Source organism: Cellulophaga sp., from assembly GCF_039943695.1.
Taxonomy (GTDB): domain Bacteria; phylum Bacteroidota; class Bacteroidia; order Flavobacteriales; family Flavobacteriaceae; genus Cellulophaga.
Window position 1 is genome coordinate 1 of sequence record NZ_JBDVAA010000025.1, and the last position, 15,306, is coordinate 15,306.

General features: G+C 34.6%; 13 protein-coding genes and 1 pseudogene. 11 read left to right on the top strand and 3 right to left on the bottom strand.

Going from position 1 to position 15,306, the window contains the following annotated elements:
• From ABJD66_RS02010 to ABJD66_RS02040, 7 genes and pseudogenes are all read left to right on the top strand, one after another.
• Nucleotides 1–286, top strand: a pseudogene (locus tag ABJD66_RS02010) (hypothetical protein); the annotation flags it as partial.
• The gene (locus ABJD66_RS02015; RefSeq protein ID WP_348127616.1) at nt 273–758 is read left to right on the top strand and encodes a gliding motility lipoprotein GldH; all 486 of its coding nucleotides are present in this window, start codon (nt 273–275) and stop codon (nt 756–758) included. The pseudogene ABJD66_RS02010 and the gene ABJD66_RS02015, both read left to right, overlap by 14 nt.
• Before the next feature lie 2 nt (nt 759–760).
• Nucleotides 761–3,103: a transglycosylase domain-containing protein gene (locus ABJD66_RS02020; protein WP_303539770.1), complete on the top strand. Its 2,343-nt coding sequence runs from the start codon at nt 761–763 to the stop codon at nt 3,101–3,103.
• Nucleotides 3,104–3,119: 16 nt separating this feature from the next.
• Complete coding sequence (locus tag ABJD66_RS02025; protein WP_348127620.1) at nt 3,120–3,821, top strand: CoA transferase subunit A; 702 nt, start codon at nt 3,120–3,122, stop codon at nt 3,819–3,821.
• 14 nt (nt 3,822–3,835) lie between these two features.
• Nucleotides 3,836–4,174: a hypothetical protein gene (locus ABJD66_RS02030; RefSeq protein ID WP_100894306.1), complete on the top strand. Its 339-nt coding sequence runs from the start codon at nt 3,836–3,838 to the stop codon at nt 4,172–4,174.
• A gap of 40 nt (nt 4,175–4,214) precedes the next feature.
• Nucleotides 4,215–4,868, top strand: coding sequence for a 3-oxoacid CoA-transferase subunit B (locus ABJD66_RS02035; RefSeq protein ID WP_100894307.1), 654 nt, complete (start codon nt 4,215–4,217; stop codon nt 4,866–4,868).
• 480 nt (nt 4,869–5,348) lie between these two features.
• Nucleotides 5,349–5,891, top strand: a complete 543-nt coding sequence (locus ABJD66_RS02040; protein WP_348127625.1) for a thioredoxin family protein — start codon at nt 5,349–5,351, stop codon at nt 5,889–5,891.
• Between the two features lie 87 nt (nt 5,892–5,978).
• Here the strand turns inward: ABJD66_RS02040 and ABJD66_RS02045 are convergent, their stop codons facing one another.
• The 3 genes from ABJD66_RS02045 to ABJD66_RS02055 are packed head-to-tail and all read right to left on the bottom strand — an operon-like array spanning nt 5,979 to nt 9,443.
• Nucleotides 5,979–6,725 (bottom strand): succinate dehydrogenase/fumarate reductase iron-sulfur subunit, encoded by a 747-nt coding sequence (locus ABJD66_RS02045; protein WP_100894309.1) that lies wholly within the window; start codon nt 6,723–6,725, stop codon nt 5,979–5,981.
• A gap of 10 nt (nt 6,726–6,735) precedes the next feature.
• Nucleotides 6,736–8,751, bottom strand: coding sequence for a fumarate reductase/succinate dehydrogenase flavoprotein subunit (locus tag ABJD66_RS02050; protein WP_100894310.1), 2,016 nt, complete (start codon nt 8,749–8,751; stop codon nt 6,736–6,738).
• 14 nt (nt 8,752–8,765) lie between these two features.
• Entirely contained in the window at nt 8,766–9,443 is a 678-nt protein-coding gene (locus ABJD66_RS02055; RefSeq protein WP_100894311.1) for a succinate dehydrogenase cytochrome b subunit, read from the bottom strand.
• 166 nt (nt 9,444–9,609) lie between these two features.
• On the opposite strand from ABJD66_RS02055, the gene ABJD66_RS02060 reads away from it, so the two are divergent.
• From ABJD66_RS02060 to ABJD66_RS02075, 4 genes are all read left to right on the top strand, one after another.
• Nucleotides 9,610–10,500: a RimK family alpha-L-glutamate ligase gene (locus tag ABJD66_RS02060; protein WP_348127630.1), complete on the top strand. Its 891-nt coding sequence runs from the start codon at nt 9,610–9,612 to the stop codon at nt 10,498–10,500.
• Nucleotides 10,478–11,449 (top strand): succinylglutamate desuccinylase/aspartoacylase family protein, encoded by a 972-nt coding sequence (locus ABJD66_RS02065; protein ID WP_303539756.1) that lies wholly within the window; start codon nt 10,478–10,480, stop codon nt 11,447–11,449. Before ABJD66_RS02060 ends, ABJD66_RS02065 begins: the two co-directional genes overlap by 23 nt.
• Nucleotides 11,450–11,815: 366 nt before the next feature.
• Nucleotides 11,816–13,390: a hypothetical protein gene (locus tag ABJD66_RS02070; protein WP_348127633.1), complete on the top strand. Its 1,575-nt coding sequence runs from the start codon at nt 11,816–11,818 to the stop codon at nt 13,388–13,390.
• Nucleotides 13,391–13,465: 75 nt separating this feature from the next.
• On the top strand, nt 13,466–15,292 hold the full coding sequence (locus ABJD66_RS02075; RefSeq protein WP_348127636.1) for a cytochrome c peroxidase: 1,827 nt from the start codon (nt 13,466–13,468) through the stop codon (nt 15,290–15,292).
• The last annotated feature ends 14 nt before the right edge of the window (nt 15,293–15,306 follow it).

Below are 15,306 nucleotides of genomic sequence, written 5' to 3' on the forward strand. Positions count from 1 at the left end.
CAACAACAACAACAACAACAACAACAACAACAACAACAACAACAACAACAACAACAACAACAACAACAACAACAACAACAACAACAACAACAACAACAACAACAACAACAACAACAACCCTAAAGGTAAAAGGCCAAAACCAAAATCAAAGCCTAACCCTAACAACAAGGAAAATAACGCCAAAAGCCCGGCTAAAAAAAGACCTGTTGCAAACAAAAAAAACAATAACCCAAATAGCAACAACAACACTAACAAAAAAAGACCCACAAAAAATGCTAAGAAATAGTTTTATCATTTTTTTACTTGTACTCTTAGGAGCTTGCAACTCTAATATTGTAGAGACCAAATACAAGGCAACCAAAAATGGTGTCTGGAATAAAGATGAACCCGTAGATTTTTCTTTTAGTGCCCCAGATACAATAAACAGATATAATGTTTTTATCAATCTAAGAAATGACAACACATTTCCTTACAGTAACTTATTTTTAATATCAGAATTAAGTTTCCCAAATGGAACCATTATAAAAGATACTTTAGAGTATCAAATGGCACAACCAAACGGCGAATGGCTAGGTAAAGGCAATGGCAGCGTTAAAGAAAATAAACTATGGCTTAAAGAAAACATCGTTTTTCCAGAAAACGGCGTATATACATTACAAATATCACAAGCTATGCGTAAAAACGGAAGCGTTAATGGCGTAGCAAATTTAGAAGGCATCACAGATGTTGGGTATCAAATAGAAAAAATTAAAGAATAGCAATGGCAAAGGCTGTAAAGAAAAAAGAGAGTAAACCATTTTTAAAATTTGTAAAATGGTTTTGGATATTATTTGTAGTAGGTATAGTTTCTGCCGTACTAGTATTTCTATTAGCATCTATGGGTGCATTTGGAGAATTACCAGATTTTGAACGTTTAGAAAACCCACAAACAAATTTAGCTAGTCAAATTATATCTTCTGACGGAGAACTTTTAGGTAAGTATTATTTAGATGATAACAGAACAGATGTTGCTTATGACCAATTACCAAAACACTTGGTAGATGCCCTAGTTGCAACTGAAGATGCTCGTTATTTTGAACATTCTGGTATAGATGCACGTGGTACCTTAAGAGCATTTTTCTATTTAGGAAAAAAAGGTGGAGCTAGTACCATTTCTCAACAATTAGCTAAACAATTATTTACCGGCTTAGCTGCTAGAGGATGGCAACGTTACACTCAAAAAATCAAAGAATGGGTTATTGCAACTCGTTTAGAACGCCAATACACAAAAGAAGAAATTATAGCTATGTACTTTAACATCTATGATTTTGGCAACAATGCAGATGGTATACGTTCTGCTTCTCGTATTTACTTTGGCAAAGAACCTAAAGATTTAGATGTTAAGGAATCTGCTATGTTAGTAGGTATGTTTAAAAATTCATCTTTATACAACCCTACTCCTAAAAGAAACCCAAAGGGAACTTTAAACCGTAGAAATGTAGTTTTAGCACAAATGGCTAAATACGGCTACATTACCCAAAAAGACAAAGACTCTTTACAACAAATACCTTTAAGCTTAAACTTTTCTCCTGAAAACCACAAAGAAGGTCTTGCCACATATTTTAGAATGTACTTGCAAGGTTTTATGAACGACTGGGCGAAGAAAAACCCTAAACCAGCTTTAAAAGGAGAAAGAGAAAAATGGAATCTGTATTTAGACGGATTAAAAATCTACACTACTATTGATTCTAGAATGCAAAAAAATGCAGAAGTAGCTGTAGAAAAACATATGACAAAACTACAGGCTGAGTTTTTTGTTCAAAACACACCTGAACGCAATAAAAATGCTCCGTTTTTAGACCTAAATAAGAGCGAAATTAATAGGATTTTAGAACGAGGCATGAAATCTTCTGACCGATGGAGAGCTATGAAAAGAAATGGCAAATCTGAAAAAGAAATGAGAGCCATTTTTGAAAAGCCAATTCCAATGAAGGTTTTTAGCTGGACAAGCAAAACAAAAAACAAAGACACAGTAATGTCTCCTTTAGACTCTGTTAGGTATCACAAATCTTTTTTAAGAACAGCAATGATGTCTATGGAACCACAAACAGGACATGTTAAAGCTTGGGTTGGCGGTATAAATTACAAGTATTTTCAGTATGACAATGTGTATAGTGGATCTAGGCAAGCAGGTTCTACATTTAAACCATTTGTTTATGCTGCCGCTATAGACCAATTGCGTTTATCTCCTTGTGATTCTATTATGGATACACAACATTGTATTGCTGCTGGCAAGCACGGCAATACAGATGCTTGGTGCCCTAAAAATTCAAATGGTAAGTATTCTGGAGAAATGATGACACTTAAAAAAGCTCTAGCAAATTCCGTAAACTCTGTTACAGCAAAACTAATAGATGAAGTTGGCCCTGTTCCTGTAGTCCAAATGGCAAAAAAATTAGGTATTACTAAAGAATTGCCAGAAGTACCATCTATTGCTCTAGGTACCGCAGATATGAGTGTTTATGAAATGGTTGGCGCATATGGTGCTTTTGCAAACCAAGGTGTTTATGTAAAACCAGTAATGGTTACAAGAATTGAAGATAAAAACGGCACTGTTTTATATGAATACACCCCACAAACAAAAGACGTTATGAGCAAAGATGTTGCCTATGCCGTTGTAAACCTAATGGAAGGTGTAACCAACGAAGGCTCTGGAGCCAGACTTAGATCAGGTCATTCAAACGCAAAATTTTACGAAGAAGTTATGACTGGCCACCCTTATAAACTTAGCAATCCTATAGCTGGTAAAACAGGAACTACACAAAACCAAAGTGATGGTTGGTTTATGGGTATGGTGCCAAACCTAGTTACTGGAGTTTGGGTTGGTGGTGAAGATAGAGCAACGCACTTTAAAGGCATTAAATATGGACAAGGAGCTACTATGGCCTTACCAATATGGGGAATGTATATGAAAGCAAATTATGCAAACAAAGATTTAGGCATATCAGACAAAGCATTCACCAAACCCAAAAACCTGTCTATTAATGTAGATTGTGCTAAGGTTAGAAAAGAAATGCAACAAGATCAGCGCGTTGATGACGATTTAGAAGATCTTGATTTTTAATTAATTCTTATTTAAAATGATTAGAAAAACAGTAGCAAACGTTAAAGAAGCACTTAAAGGCGTAAAAGACAATATGACTTTTATGGTTGGTGGTTTTGGCTTATGCGGCATTCCAGAAAACGCAATATCAGAATTGGTTGACCTGAATGTTACAGGCATAACTTGTATATCTAACAATGCAGGTGTAGATGATTTTGGTCTTGGTTTATTACTTCAAAAACGTCAAGTAAAAAAAATGGTATCTTCATATGTAGGTGAAAATGATGAGTTTGAAAGACAAATGCTAAGCGGTGAGTTAGAAGTAGAATTAACACCACAAGGCACCTTAGCAGAAAAATGCAGAGCTGCGCAATCTGGCTTCCCTGCATTTTATACTCCTGCTGGCTACGGTACAGAAGTAGCAGAAGGGAAAGAAACAAGAGAGTTTAACGGCAAAATGTATGTTTTAGAGGAAGCCGCTAAAGCAGACTTTGCTTTTGTAAAAGCTTGGAAAGGTGATGAAGCTGGGAACCTTATATTTAAAGGAACTGCTCGTAACTTTAATGCAGTAATGTGTGGCGCAGCTACAATAACTGTTGCAGAGGTTGAAGAGTTACTTCCAGCAGGAAGTTTAGACCCTAATGAAATTCACGTTCCTGGTATATTTGTGCAACGAATTTTTCAAGGAAAAGACTATCAAAAAAGAATAGAACAACGTACTGTTAGAGCTAGAGAGTAATACAAAAATTGCTTATGAAACTATCGTATAGATGTCCTTCTTGCAAAGCAACAAATTACTACACACCAGTAATAGCAACCAGAGGAGATCTGCATATGAAAATCGGTGATAATTTTGACACCAATTGTAAAAATTGTAACTCTAAGGAAAAAGTACACATTAATAAAATTACAGCAGTACAAGACAAAAGGTTAATTGTTATAGGAGCTATAATTGGTCTTATAACCGCAATAATTTTATGGTCTATTTTTGGAGCTATTGGAACAGTTGCATTTGGAATTCCCATAATTTTTATGTCTGTAGAAAGTAGCGCAACTAACACCTTTAACAAATATATGATAAGACGCAGGTAGCTTATCAACTTAAATAATATTCAATTTTATAGTAACTATTATGCTAGATAAAAACGGAATAGCTAAACGTATAGCAAAGGAAGTACAAGACGGGTTTTATGTAAATCTTGGTATTGGCATACCAACGTTAGTAGCCAATTTTGTAAATAATGATATTAGTGTTGAGTTCCAGAGTGAAAATGGCGTATTAGGCATGGGGCCTTTTCCTTTTGAAGGCGAAGAAGATGCCGATATTATTAACGCCGGCAAACAAACCATTACAACGCTTCCTGGAGCTTCTTTTTTTGATTCTGCCACTAGTTTTGGAATGATAAGAGGACAACACGTAGACCTTACCATTTTAGGCGCTATGGAAGTTTCTGAAAACGGAGATATTGCCAACTGGAAAATTCCAGGTAAAATGGTAAAAGGTATGGGGGGCGCTATGGATTTAGTTGCTTCTGCAGAAAATATTATTGTTGCAATGATGCACACCAATCGCGCTGGCGAATCTAAATTACTAGACAAATGTACATTACCATTAACAGGCGTTGGTTGTGTAAAAAAGATAGTAACCAACCTTGCCGTTTTAGAGGTTACAAAAGACGGTTTTTTACTTTTAGAACGAGCACCAGGGGTGTCTGTAGAGGAAATTAAAAAAGCCACAAAAGGAACATTAATTATTAATGGCGATGTTCCTGAGATGGATATTTAAACAAAAAACTAGGCGCTTGCAACAAAAAAAAGCCATTTTACAACAATTGTTTTACAATTTTAAAGTATGCACATATATTTACATTTTATAAAGCTTAACCTTAAATTACAACTTTAAACAATATAACTATGAGTACCCAAATTTATCCTACAACACAGAAAGTAATTTACAAGAAGAACTTTTTTTCTGGAATTATTAGCCTAACAAAAAAACTATTTATGATATCATAAATGAGTTTAAAGCAAAGACATTAAAAGGAGCTGCATTTAAAATGCCGCTCCTTTTCTATTTTAAAACAGTTTTCAATAATAGATTTTTTACAATAAAAAGACAATACACCCTTTTACTACCTTCAATATAAAGAGAAATAAGAATTACCTACCTTTACTACACACACAAACTTAATTACATCACAAAATAGCCTTAAAACGCTTGATTATGTTACCTAGAGGATATAACTTAGTATAAAATTCAGTTAAAATGAAAAAAATCACACACACAACACTAATGCTAGCACTTCTCTTATTTGTTACATCTGTTTCTGCACAAATTCCAAAAGACCACAACAACAGAGAACGCTTACTAGGCAAAATTAGCAAGTCTGATTTAACACAAAACTCATTTGCAAATTGGTTTACACCTAATTATAATGACTACAAGGTAGACACAAAAACACTAAACACAATAAAAAAAGATTTAAAAGAATACAAAATAGTTGCTTTTATGGGCACTTGGTGCGGAGATAGCAAAAGAGAAACACCTCCTTTTTATAAAATACTAGAAGCCGCTAACTTTCCAATGGAAAATTTTAGCATAGTGGCTGTAGACAATGCAAAAAATAACTACAAAAAAAGTCCTGGAGGAGAAGAAAAAGGATTAAACATTACACACGTTCCCACGTTTATTTTATACAAAAATAATAAGGAAGTTAACCGAATAGTAGAATCGCCCGTAATAAGCCTAGAAAAGGATTTAAAAGCTATTGTAACAGGCAGTACTTACATTCCCAATTACGCCGATTAAAAAGCAAAACATAAAAAATCCCAAGCTGTACATACAACTTGGGATTTTTAATTTTATGTAAATAGTTACACTGTAACTTATTTTAGCTTATCCTTTAATGTTTGCAGATAAAAATTCACGGTTCATACGTGCAATGTTCTCTAAAGAAATTCCTTTAGGACATTCTACCTCACAAGCACCTGTATTAGTACAGTTACCAAAACCTTCTAAATCCATTTGAGCAACCATATTTTTAACACGGTCTGTTGCTTCTACTTGTCCTTGTGGCAATAAAGCATACTGAGATACTTTAGCTCCTACAAACAACATAGCCGAAGAGTTTTTACAACTTGCAACACAAGCACCACACCCAATACAAGTTGCAGCATCCATAGCTTCATCTGCAGCGTGCTTAGAAATAGGAATTGCGTTAGCATCTTGTGTATTACCAGAAGTGTTTACGGATATATAACCACCTGCGTGTTGTATACGATCAAAAGCACCTCTATCTACAACTAAATCCTTTAATACAGGAAATGCAGCTGCTCTAAATGGCTCTATTGTAATAGTATCACCATCTTTAAACATACGCATGTGTAATTGACAAGTAGTTACCCCTCTATCTGGTCCGTGAGCTTCACCATTAATGTACATAGAGCACATACCGCAAATACCTTCGCGACAATCATGATCAAAAGCTACTGGCTCCTCACCAGAGTTAATTAACTGTTCGTTTAAAACATCCATCATTTCTAAGAAAGACATATGTTCTGAGATCTCAGTCACTTTATAATCGACCATCTGACCTTTAGATTGAGCATCTTTTTGACGCCAAATTTTAAGTGTTAAATTCATAATGTCTATCTTATTTGTATGAACGTTGTTTTAATTCAATTTCGTTAAACTCAAGGTCTTCTTTGTGTAAAATAGCATCTCCAGGTTCTCCTTTATATTCCCAAGCAGAAACAAAAGCAAACTCTTTATCATTACGCTTAGCTTCACCCTTTTGCTCACCATCTAACTCTACAGACTCTTCTCTAAAGTGACCACCACAAGACTCTTCTCTTTCCAAAGCATCTTTTGCAAACAACTCTCCTAGCTCTAAGAAATCTGCTACACGACCAGCCTTCTCCAATTCGCTATTTAATTCATTTGCATTACCTGGAACACTAACGTTTTTGTAAAAATCTTCACGTAATTCTTTAATCTCTACCATTGCCTCTCTTAACCCTTGTGCGTTACGAGACATACCACATTTCTCCCACATAATATTACCTAATTTCTTATGGTAATAATCTACAGAATGAGATCCTTTATTATTTACAAAGAAGTTAATTTTATCTGTCACTTCCTTTTCAGCAGCATCAAACTCTGGTGTATCAGTAGGAATTTTACCTGTTCTAATTTCGTGAGAAAGATAATCTCCAATTGTATAAGGCAAAACAAAATAACCATCTGCTAAACCTTGCATTAAAGCAGAAGCTCCTAATCTGTTTGCTCCGTGATCAGAGAAGTTTGCTTCACCAATACAGTATAAACCGTCTACAGTAGTCATTAAGTTATAATCTACCCATACACCACCCATTGTATAATGTACCGCTGGGTATATCATCATTGGAGTTTTATAAGGATCTTGATCTACAATTTTCTCATACATCTGAAAAAGGTTACCGTATTTAGCCTTAACTATTGCAGCACCTAACTCATATATCTTATCTGCAGAAGCATTAGCTATATTATGAATTTTAGCCTGCTCTTTACCATATCTTTCAATAGCAGAAGCAAAATCTAAATAAACAGCTTCACCAGTTGCATTAACACCGTAACCAGCATCACAACGTTCTTTTGCTGCTCTAGATGCAACATCACGCGGTACCAAGTTACCAAATGCAGGATACCTTCTTTCTAAGTAATAATCTCTTTCATCTTCAGACAAATCGGTCGGCTTTTTCTTGCCTTCACGAATTGCTAAAACATCATCCATATTTTTAGGAACCCAAATACGACCATCATTACGCAAAGATTCTGACATCAATGTTAATTTAGATTGATAGTCTCCTGAACGTGGAATACACGTTGGGTGAATTTGAGTATAACAAGGGTTTGCAAAAAATGCTCCCTTTTTATGTATTTTCCAAGCAGCAGTTGCATTAGAACCCATTGCATTTGTAGACAAGAAATAAACGTTACCATAACCACCAGAAGCAATTACAACTGCGTGTGCAGAATGACGTTCTATTTCTCCTGTAACTAAGTTACGAGCAATAATACCACGCGCTTTACCATCTATTTTTACAACATCTAACATTTCATGACGATTGAACGGTGTAATTTTACCACGTGCAATTTGTCTGTTCATTGCAGAATATGCTCCTAATAATAACTGTTGTCCTGTTTGTCCTTTAGCATAAAAAGTTCTAGAAACTAATACTCCTCCAAAAGAACGGTTATCTAATAATCCGCCGTAATCACGTGCAAAGGGAACCCCTTGTGCTACACACTGATCTATAATATTGGCAGAAACCTCAGCCAAACGATAAACGTTTGCCTCACGAGAACGGTAATCCCCTCCTTTAACCGTGTCATAAAACAAACGGTAAGTAGAATCTCCATCTCCTTGGTAATTTTTTGCTGCATTTATACCACCTTGTGCCGCAATAGAGTGTGCTCTACGCGGAGAATCTTGGTAGCAAAATGTTTTTACATTGTAACCTAACTCTGCTAATGTAGCAGCAGCAGAACCACCTGCCAAACCAGTACCAACAACAATAACATCTATGTTACGTTTGTTAGCCGGGTTAACTAAATCTATATGGTTTTTATAATCGGTCCACTTAGTTTTAAGAGGGCCTTTAGGTACTTTAGAATCTAATACAGACATATGATACTATATTATTAATGATTAAAATAATGAAAAAGGGCTATAAAAATAAATCCTAAAGGAAGTATTATAGCATAAGCCTTACCAAAAGCCTGAAGCTTTTGTTTTCTCATAGAGCTAACTCCAGAAGATTGAAACGCAGAACTAAATCCGTGCATAAGGTGTAAAGATAAAAACACAAATGCCAAAACATAAGCGCCAACTCTTAATGGGTTAACAAACTTGTGCGTTAGCTCTTCGTAATAACGAAAGCCTTCGCCATCTGCTAATAATCCAGACATATCGCCTTGGATGTATTTTGTGTCTATTTCTGGTAACCAGAAATCAATAAAGTGAAGCACCAAGAAACCTAGTATAGCCAAACCGCTATAAATCATATTCCTACTCATCCAGCTAGAATTAGCTGCTCCATTATTTTTAGCATATTTTACTACTCTTGCTTGTCTATTTTTAAATTCAAGAATAAAGCCCATTATAAAATGATACATTACTCCAAAAATTAAAATCGGCTGTAATAAATACTGCACAGCCCAAAAAGTACCCATAAAATGAGAAGCCTCATTAAATGCGTTTGGACTAAATACCGATAAAATGTTAATAGCAAAGTGCTGAAGTAGAAAAAACATTAAAAATAAAGCAGAAAGTGCCATTGCATACTTTCTACCAATTGAAGATTTAAAAAATCCGCTCATTTGTTGTTAGTTTTTGTTCTACAAATTTACGACGCAATTAAGTTATCAACAAACTTTGCCCTGATTATGTAGCATATTTAGAATTAATTTAAAGAAAGTTAGAGTAACAATTCTCTTAATTATTATTTTTGACCGATATTCATAGAAAATTATTAAGATCTAAAAGATGGACATTGGGCTACTTTCTGTTAGTATGGCAGTATATTCTACCCGTAGAATTGCACAAGAAGCAGAAAAAAGAGGGCATTACATAGAGTTAATAGACCACACTAAGTGCTCTGTTAAACTTGGTGCAGATACACCCAAAGTATACCTTAATGAAGAAGACATTACAAATGAGTTTGATGCTATAATTCCTAGAATAGGAAACAAGGTAACAAGACACGGTGCTGCTGTTGTTAGAGAGTTTGAGTTAAATGGTGTTTTTACCACTGTAAAATCCTTAAGCATTATAAAAGCCCGTAATAAAGTAAAAACATTACAAATTATGTCTAGATGTGGTGTTCCTATTCCAGAAACATTGTTTTCTATAAATCCAAATAACATAGAATCTCAAATAGCATTACTTGGAGGAACACCCGTAATTATTAAACTGCAAGAAGGCACACAAGGTCTTGGTGTAATATTAGCAGAGACTAAAAAATCTGCCAAGTCTATTATAGATACGTTTTACAAGATGGATACGAGTATTCTAATTCAGAAGTTTATAGCAGAATCTAACGGAGAAGATATTCGCATTTTTGTTGTAGGCAACAAAATTGTTGCTAGTATGAAAAGAACTAGCGAGGCAGGTGAGTTTAGGTCTAATGTACACAGAGGTGCAACTGCACAAATGATAGAGCCAACAGCTTTTGAATGCAAAATAGCACTTAGAGCAGTTAAACAATTAGATTTAGGAGTTGCTGGCGTAGATTTAATACGATCTAAAAACGGTCCTTTGTTAATAGAGGTAAATGCATCACCTGGCTTAGAAGGTATAGAAAGTGCCACAGGAGTTAACGTTGCAGAGAAAATTATAGAATACGTAGAGAAAAATGCATTTAAAAGAAGAAAATAAAACCATTACTATTGGCACAGAAAGTGTTAAACCTGGACAAGAGAAACTGGTAAGCATAAAGATAGATAGACTACCAACAGGTACAATTATAGATATTCCTATTTACGTATTTAACTCTAAAAATCCGGGACCAACTTTATTGGTGCAAGCTGGTTTACATGGCGACGAAATTAACGGCATAGAAATAGTACGCAGAATGCTAGACAAAAAGTATTTTAATGTTGACAAAGGGAGCATTATTGCTGTACCAATTTTAAATATTTTTGGATTTATACATTTTTCTAGAGAGCTACCAGACGGTAAAGATGTAAACAGAAGTTTTCCTGGCTCAAAATCGGGCTCATTAGCAAGCAGAATTGCATATCATTTTTCTAGAGAAATTTTTCCTCAGATAGATTTTGGTGTGGATTTACACACAGGTGGTGGCAGAAGGTCTAATTATCCCCAAACAAGATATACCGCAGCAGATACAAACAGTAAAAAGTTAGCCACTATTTTTAATGCTCCTTTTACATTTTCATCAGACCTTATACCTAAATCTTTTAGAAAAACGGCTTTTACAAAAGGGATACCAACTATTGTATATGAAGCCGGTGAAAGTATGCGTATAGATGAATATTCTATTCAACAAGGTGTACAAGGTATTTTAAATATTCTGCATCACTTTAATATGCTAAATAAACCAGAAGCATTAATAGCAGAAAAAGAAGAAACAGTTTATTTAACCAACAGAAAATGGTTACGTGCACCAACAGCCGGAATGTTTTTACCAAAAATTAAAAATGGCAGCGACATAAAAAAAGGAGCTGTTATTGGCATTGTTACCGATGCTTTTTCTAAACGAAATAAAGAAATAAAAGCACCATTTACTGGTTGTGTTTTTTGTATTAATCACCAAGCTGTAGTTAACCAAGGGGAAGCCCTTTTTCACATAGGAGAATTAGCTTAATTAGGGCTAATTCTTCAATTTTAACGCCAACATCTTCAATTTTTTAATTTCGTTTTTACAAACTAATCAGTCTACTTATGCAATTAATTCAAGCTTCATCAATTTAAAACGTGTATTTTATCGATCTTAAACTGTATTCCCACAGGTTATATCTCCTCAGTCAAAATATATCAAAACAACAAACAAACTAGTTGGTTTGTTAACGAACATATGTTATTAAGAATAATTACAATTAATAACCTTTACTTAAAGTGTTAACGTAAAGACAAAATTAAGGTAATACAAACACCATAATGATTTAACAATATTGGTTGCGTTGTATAATAGTTTTGCCCTCGAGAAATAATAACCAACAACACTTTAAAAATGTACAAAAAATTATTAGTTAGGGCATTTGCATTTTCCTTAATAGGAGCAAGTATTATTAGCTGCGATCCTGAGGACGGAATTGACGGAACAAACGGAAAAGATGGTATTGACGGAATTAACGGTCAGGACGGAGAAGATGGTGAAGACTTTACACCTACTGCATCTATATTTGAAAACAAATCTAATATGAAGCCATTAATTGCCCTAGATGGACAATTTAACTTTGTAGAAGCATACTCCTTAGTAAGCTCTAGTGATGTGTTAAATTTTAACGGAACAGACTTTAGAATTGGTGGGGGCGCAGATGGTGCCGGACTAATTAAAAACGGAGAAGGATATGAGTATGTTGTAAATTTTGAAGATCATTTTGCTGTTGCAAGACTATCTTTAGATAAACAGTTTAATATTACAGATGCTACATATTTACTAAACTCTAGCGTTGCAGATTTTGCTCGCCAGTGTTCTGGCACAATGTGGGAAAAGGAAATTCACGGAGGCACAAAAGATTTGTTTTTATCTGCATCCGAAGCTTTTAATTTTGATGTAAAAGGAATAGACCCACTAATAGAAACCCCTACACCAACTGCTGATTTTGGCTTAGATGCATTGGGTGAATTTGCTTGGGAAAATGCTACACCATTACCACAAGGTGCATACGCAGGGCAAACTGTAATAGTTGGTGGCGATGATGATTCTTCTGGTTCTGAAGGTCAGGTTATTATGTACCATTCTACTGCCGGTGATGCAGATTTAACAGGAGGTAAAATATATGTTTTACGCTTAAAGCAAGTGTCAGATGGCGCTGGTGCCGTTATGGATGTAGCAGCAAATACGCAATACAACGAGGGCAACCTAGATTTTCAAGAAACGTATGATGTAGAATTTGTTGAAATAGTAAACGGTTCGAGCTTAACTATTGATGAAATGGAAACAGCTTGTAATGACGTTTTTGCATCTCAGTTTATGAGAGTTGAAGACGTAGATTACCAAAAAGGAAGTGATGCAAATGCTAGAAACGTATATTTTGCAGTTACAGGCCGTGGACCAGGAAGAGGCACATATAACGATTGGGGTACAGTTTACAAGTTAGAACTAGACCCAACTAACCCATTAGAAGGTAAATTAACGCAAGTTATAAGTGGTAATACAGATACAAATAATATGGATGGTAATTTAGCAATGCTACAAAGCCCAGACAACATTTGTGTAACAGAAAACTATATTTACACACAAGAAGACCCTAACTCTTTTAGCAGAGGACACGCTGCTTATATTTATCAGTCAGATTTAGAAGGAAACAACTCTAAAAAAGTACTAGAATTAGTTGTTAGAAACGACTTAGCTATTGATAAAACTACTAGCTTAAGTGGCGAATTTGGTTCTTTAATAGATATCTCTGATAAAATAGGCGAACCAGATACATTTATGCTAGCCTTACAGCCTCACTACTGGAAAAGTAATGATTTTGCTGGTGTAGACGGCGGAACTCAATCTTTACAACACCCTTGGTTAGGAGACACACCTTACTTAGAAGGATCTCAAATTGTAATAATAAAGGGGTTACCTAGATAAAAACAACACATATTTTTACTAAAAAGATCCCTGTATCATCTGGTACAGGGACTTTTTACTATAAAACCACAACAAATGCTTAAACACAGTTTTAAAATTATAGCTGTTCTATTTTTACTAATCTCCTCTTGCAAGCAGAAACAAAGTTATACCAAAACCACAACACCGGAAGATGTGAACTGGCAGCCGGCCCAAGAATATTACTTGGAGCAAATGACATTAGCCACAAATTTAATAGACTCTTTAAACACATTAAAGATTGATGACTCAATTGCAAAGCCTTTATTTTTTAAACTACGATTAGCTTTTAAAAAAGCAGAACCCTACGCAGGTGTTTTAAATTCGTCTGTAACACATAAAGCCAATGGCCCTGCTTTACCAATTTATAATGATGATAGTGGCAGAATAGTTGCCCCTATTGGCTTACAAAAAATTGAAGAATCTTTATTTACTGAAGAAGGCAACCAAAAAGACTTTTTAAGAGAACTCTATTACCAAAAAGGCTTTTTAAACAACTTAAAAGAAAATATTAAAAAAAGAGAATTAACACCTAAACGTTTTTTTATTGGCACACACCAACAATTAATGCGTATTGTTAGTTTGGCATTAGCAGGTTTTGACACTCCTGTTACAGGGCAAAGTATAACCGAGACTGCAGTTTCTTTAAAAAGCTTACATAAAGTATATCAATTATCATTGCAAGACTTAATTATATCTAACAATGAGCAGCTAGATCGTGATTTTTCAAAAAACATACAAAGGGCGGTAAAATATATTAATAAAAATACTGACTTTGCCTTATTTGATAGATACACGTTTATAAGGGACTATCTTAATCCAATTACTAGAAACTGGGTAGAAATAAGAAAAACATCAGAACTTTGGGACGGAAAAACAAATGCTTATCCTTTTAATTTTGATGCTCCAACTTTTTTTGAAGAAGACAGCTTTAATACCAATTACTTTTTAGATGTGAATGATAGAAATCCGTCTGAAGAAAAAATTGCACTAGGTAAAAAGTTATTTTTTGATAAAAACTTATCTAATAATCAAACAATGTCATGTGCTACCTGTCACCTACCAAGCAAAGGTTATGCAGATGGCTTATCTTTAGGCAATGACAACAACAAAGCTTTATTACAAAGAAACACCCCTACTTTATTAAACAGTATATATCAAAAAGCTTTTTTTTGGGACGGTAGAGCAAATACAATAGATGACCAAATTAGCGCTGTTTTTAAAAACGACAAAGAGTTTAATACAGATGTGCATCGTTTTTCTGGAAACATACTAAAAGACACCACTTACTCTAAATTATTTAAAAATGTTTTTGGCGTTGTACCCAATAGTAATCGAGAAACAGTAAGAGCAATATCTGTTTATGTATCTACACTAATTGGTTTTAATTCTAGGTTTGATAAAGATATGCGTGGCGAAACAAGCAATTTTACCACTCAAGAAAAAAATGGTTTTAATTTATTTATGGGAAAAGCTTTATGCGCAACTTGCCATTTTGTACCACTAACAAACGGCACAGTACCGCCTTTTTATAAAGAAACCGAAAAAGAAGTTATTGGCGTGCCAAAAACAAGCAAAAACAAAGCTTTAGATAACGACAGAGGATTTTATTGGGTATTTGAAGAAGACATACATGACAAAATGTTTAAAACACCAACTATTAGAAACATTACACTAACAGCACCATATATGCACAATGGTATTTACAATACTTTAGAAGAAGTTGTAAATTTCTACAATTTAGGAGGAGGAGCAGGTTTAGGTTTTTCTTTAGAGCACCAAACACTACCTTTTGATGAGCTTAATTTATTAGAAAGCGAGCAAAAAGACTTAATTGCATTTATGCATACACTAACCGACAATTCAGTTGCAGAAAAGAATTAAAAAAAACCAAAAAC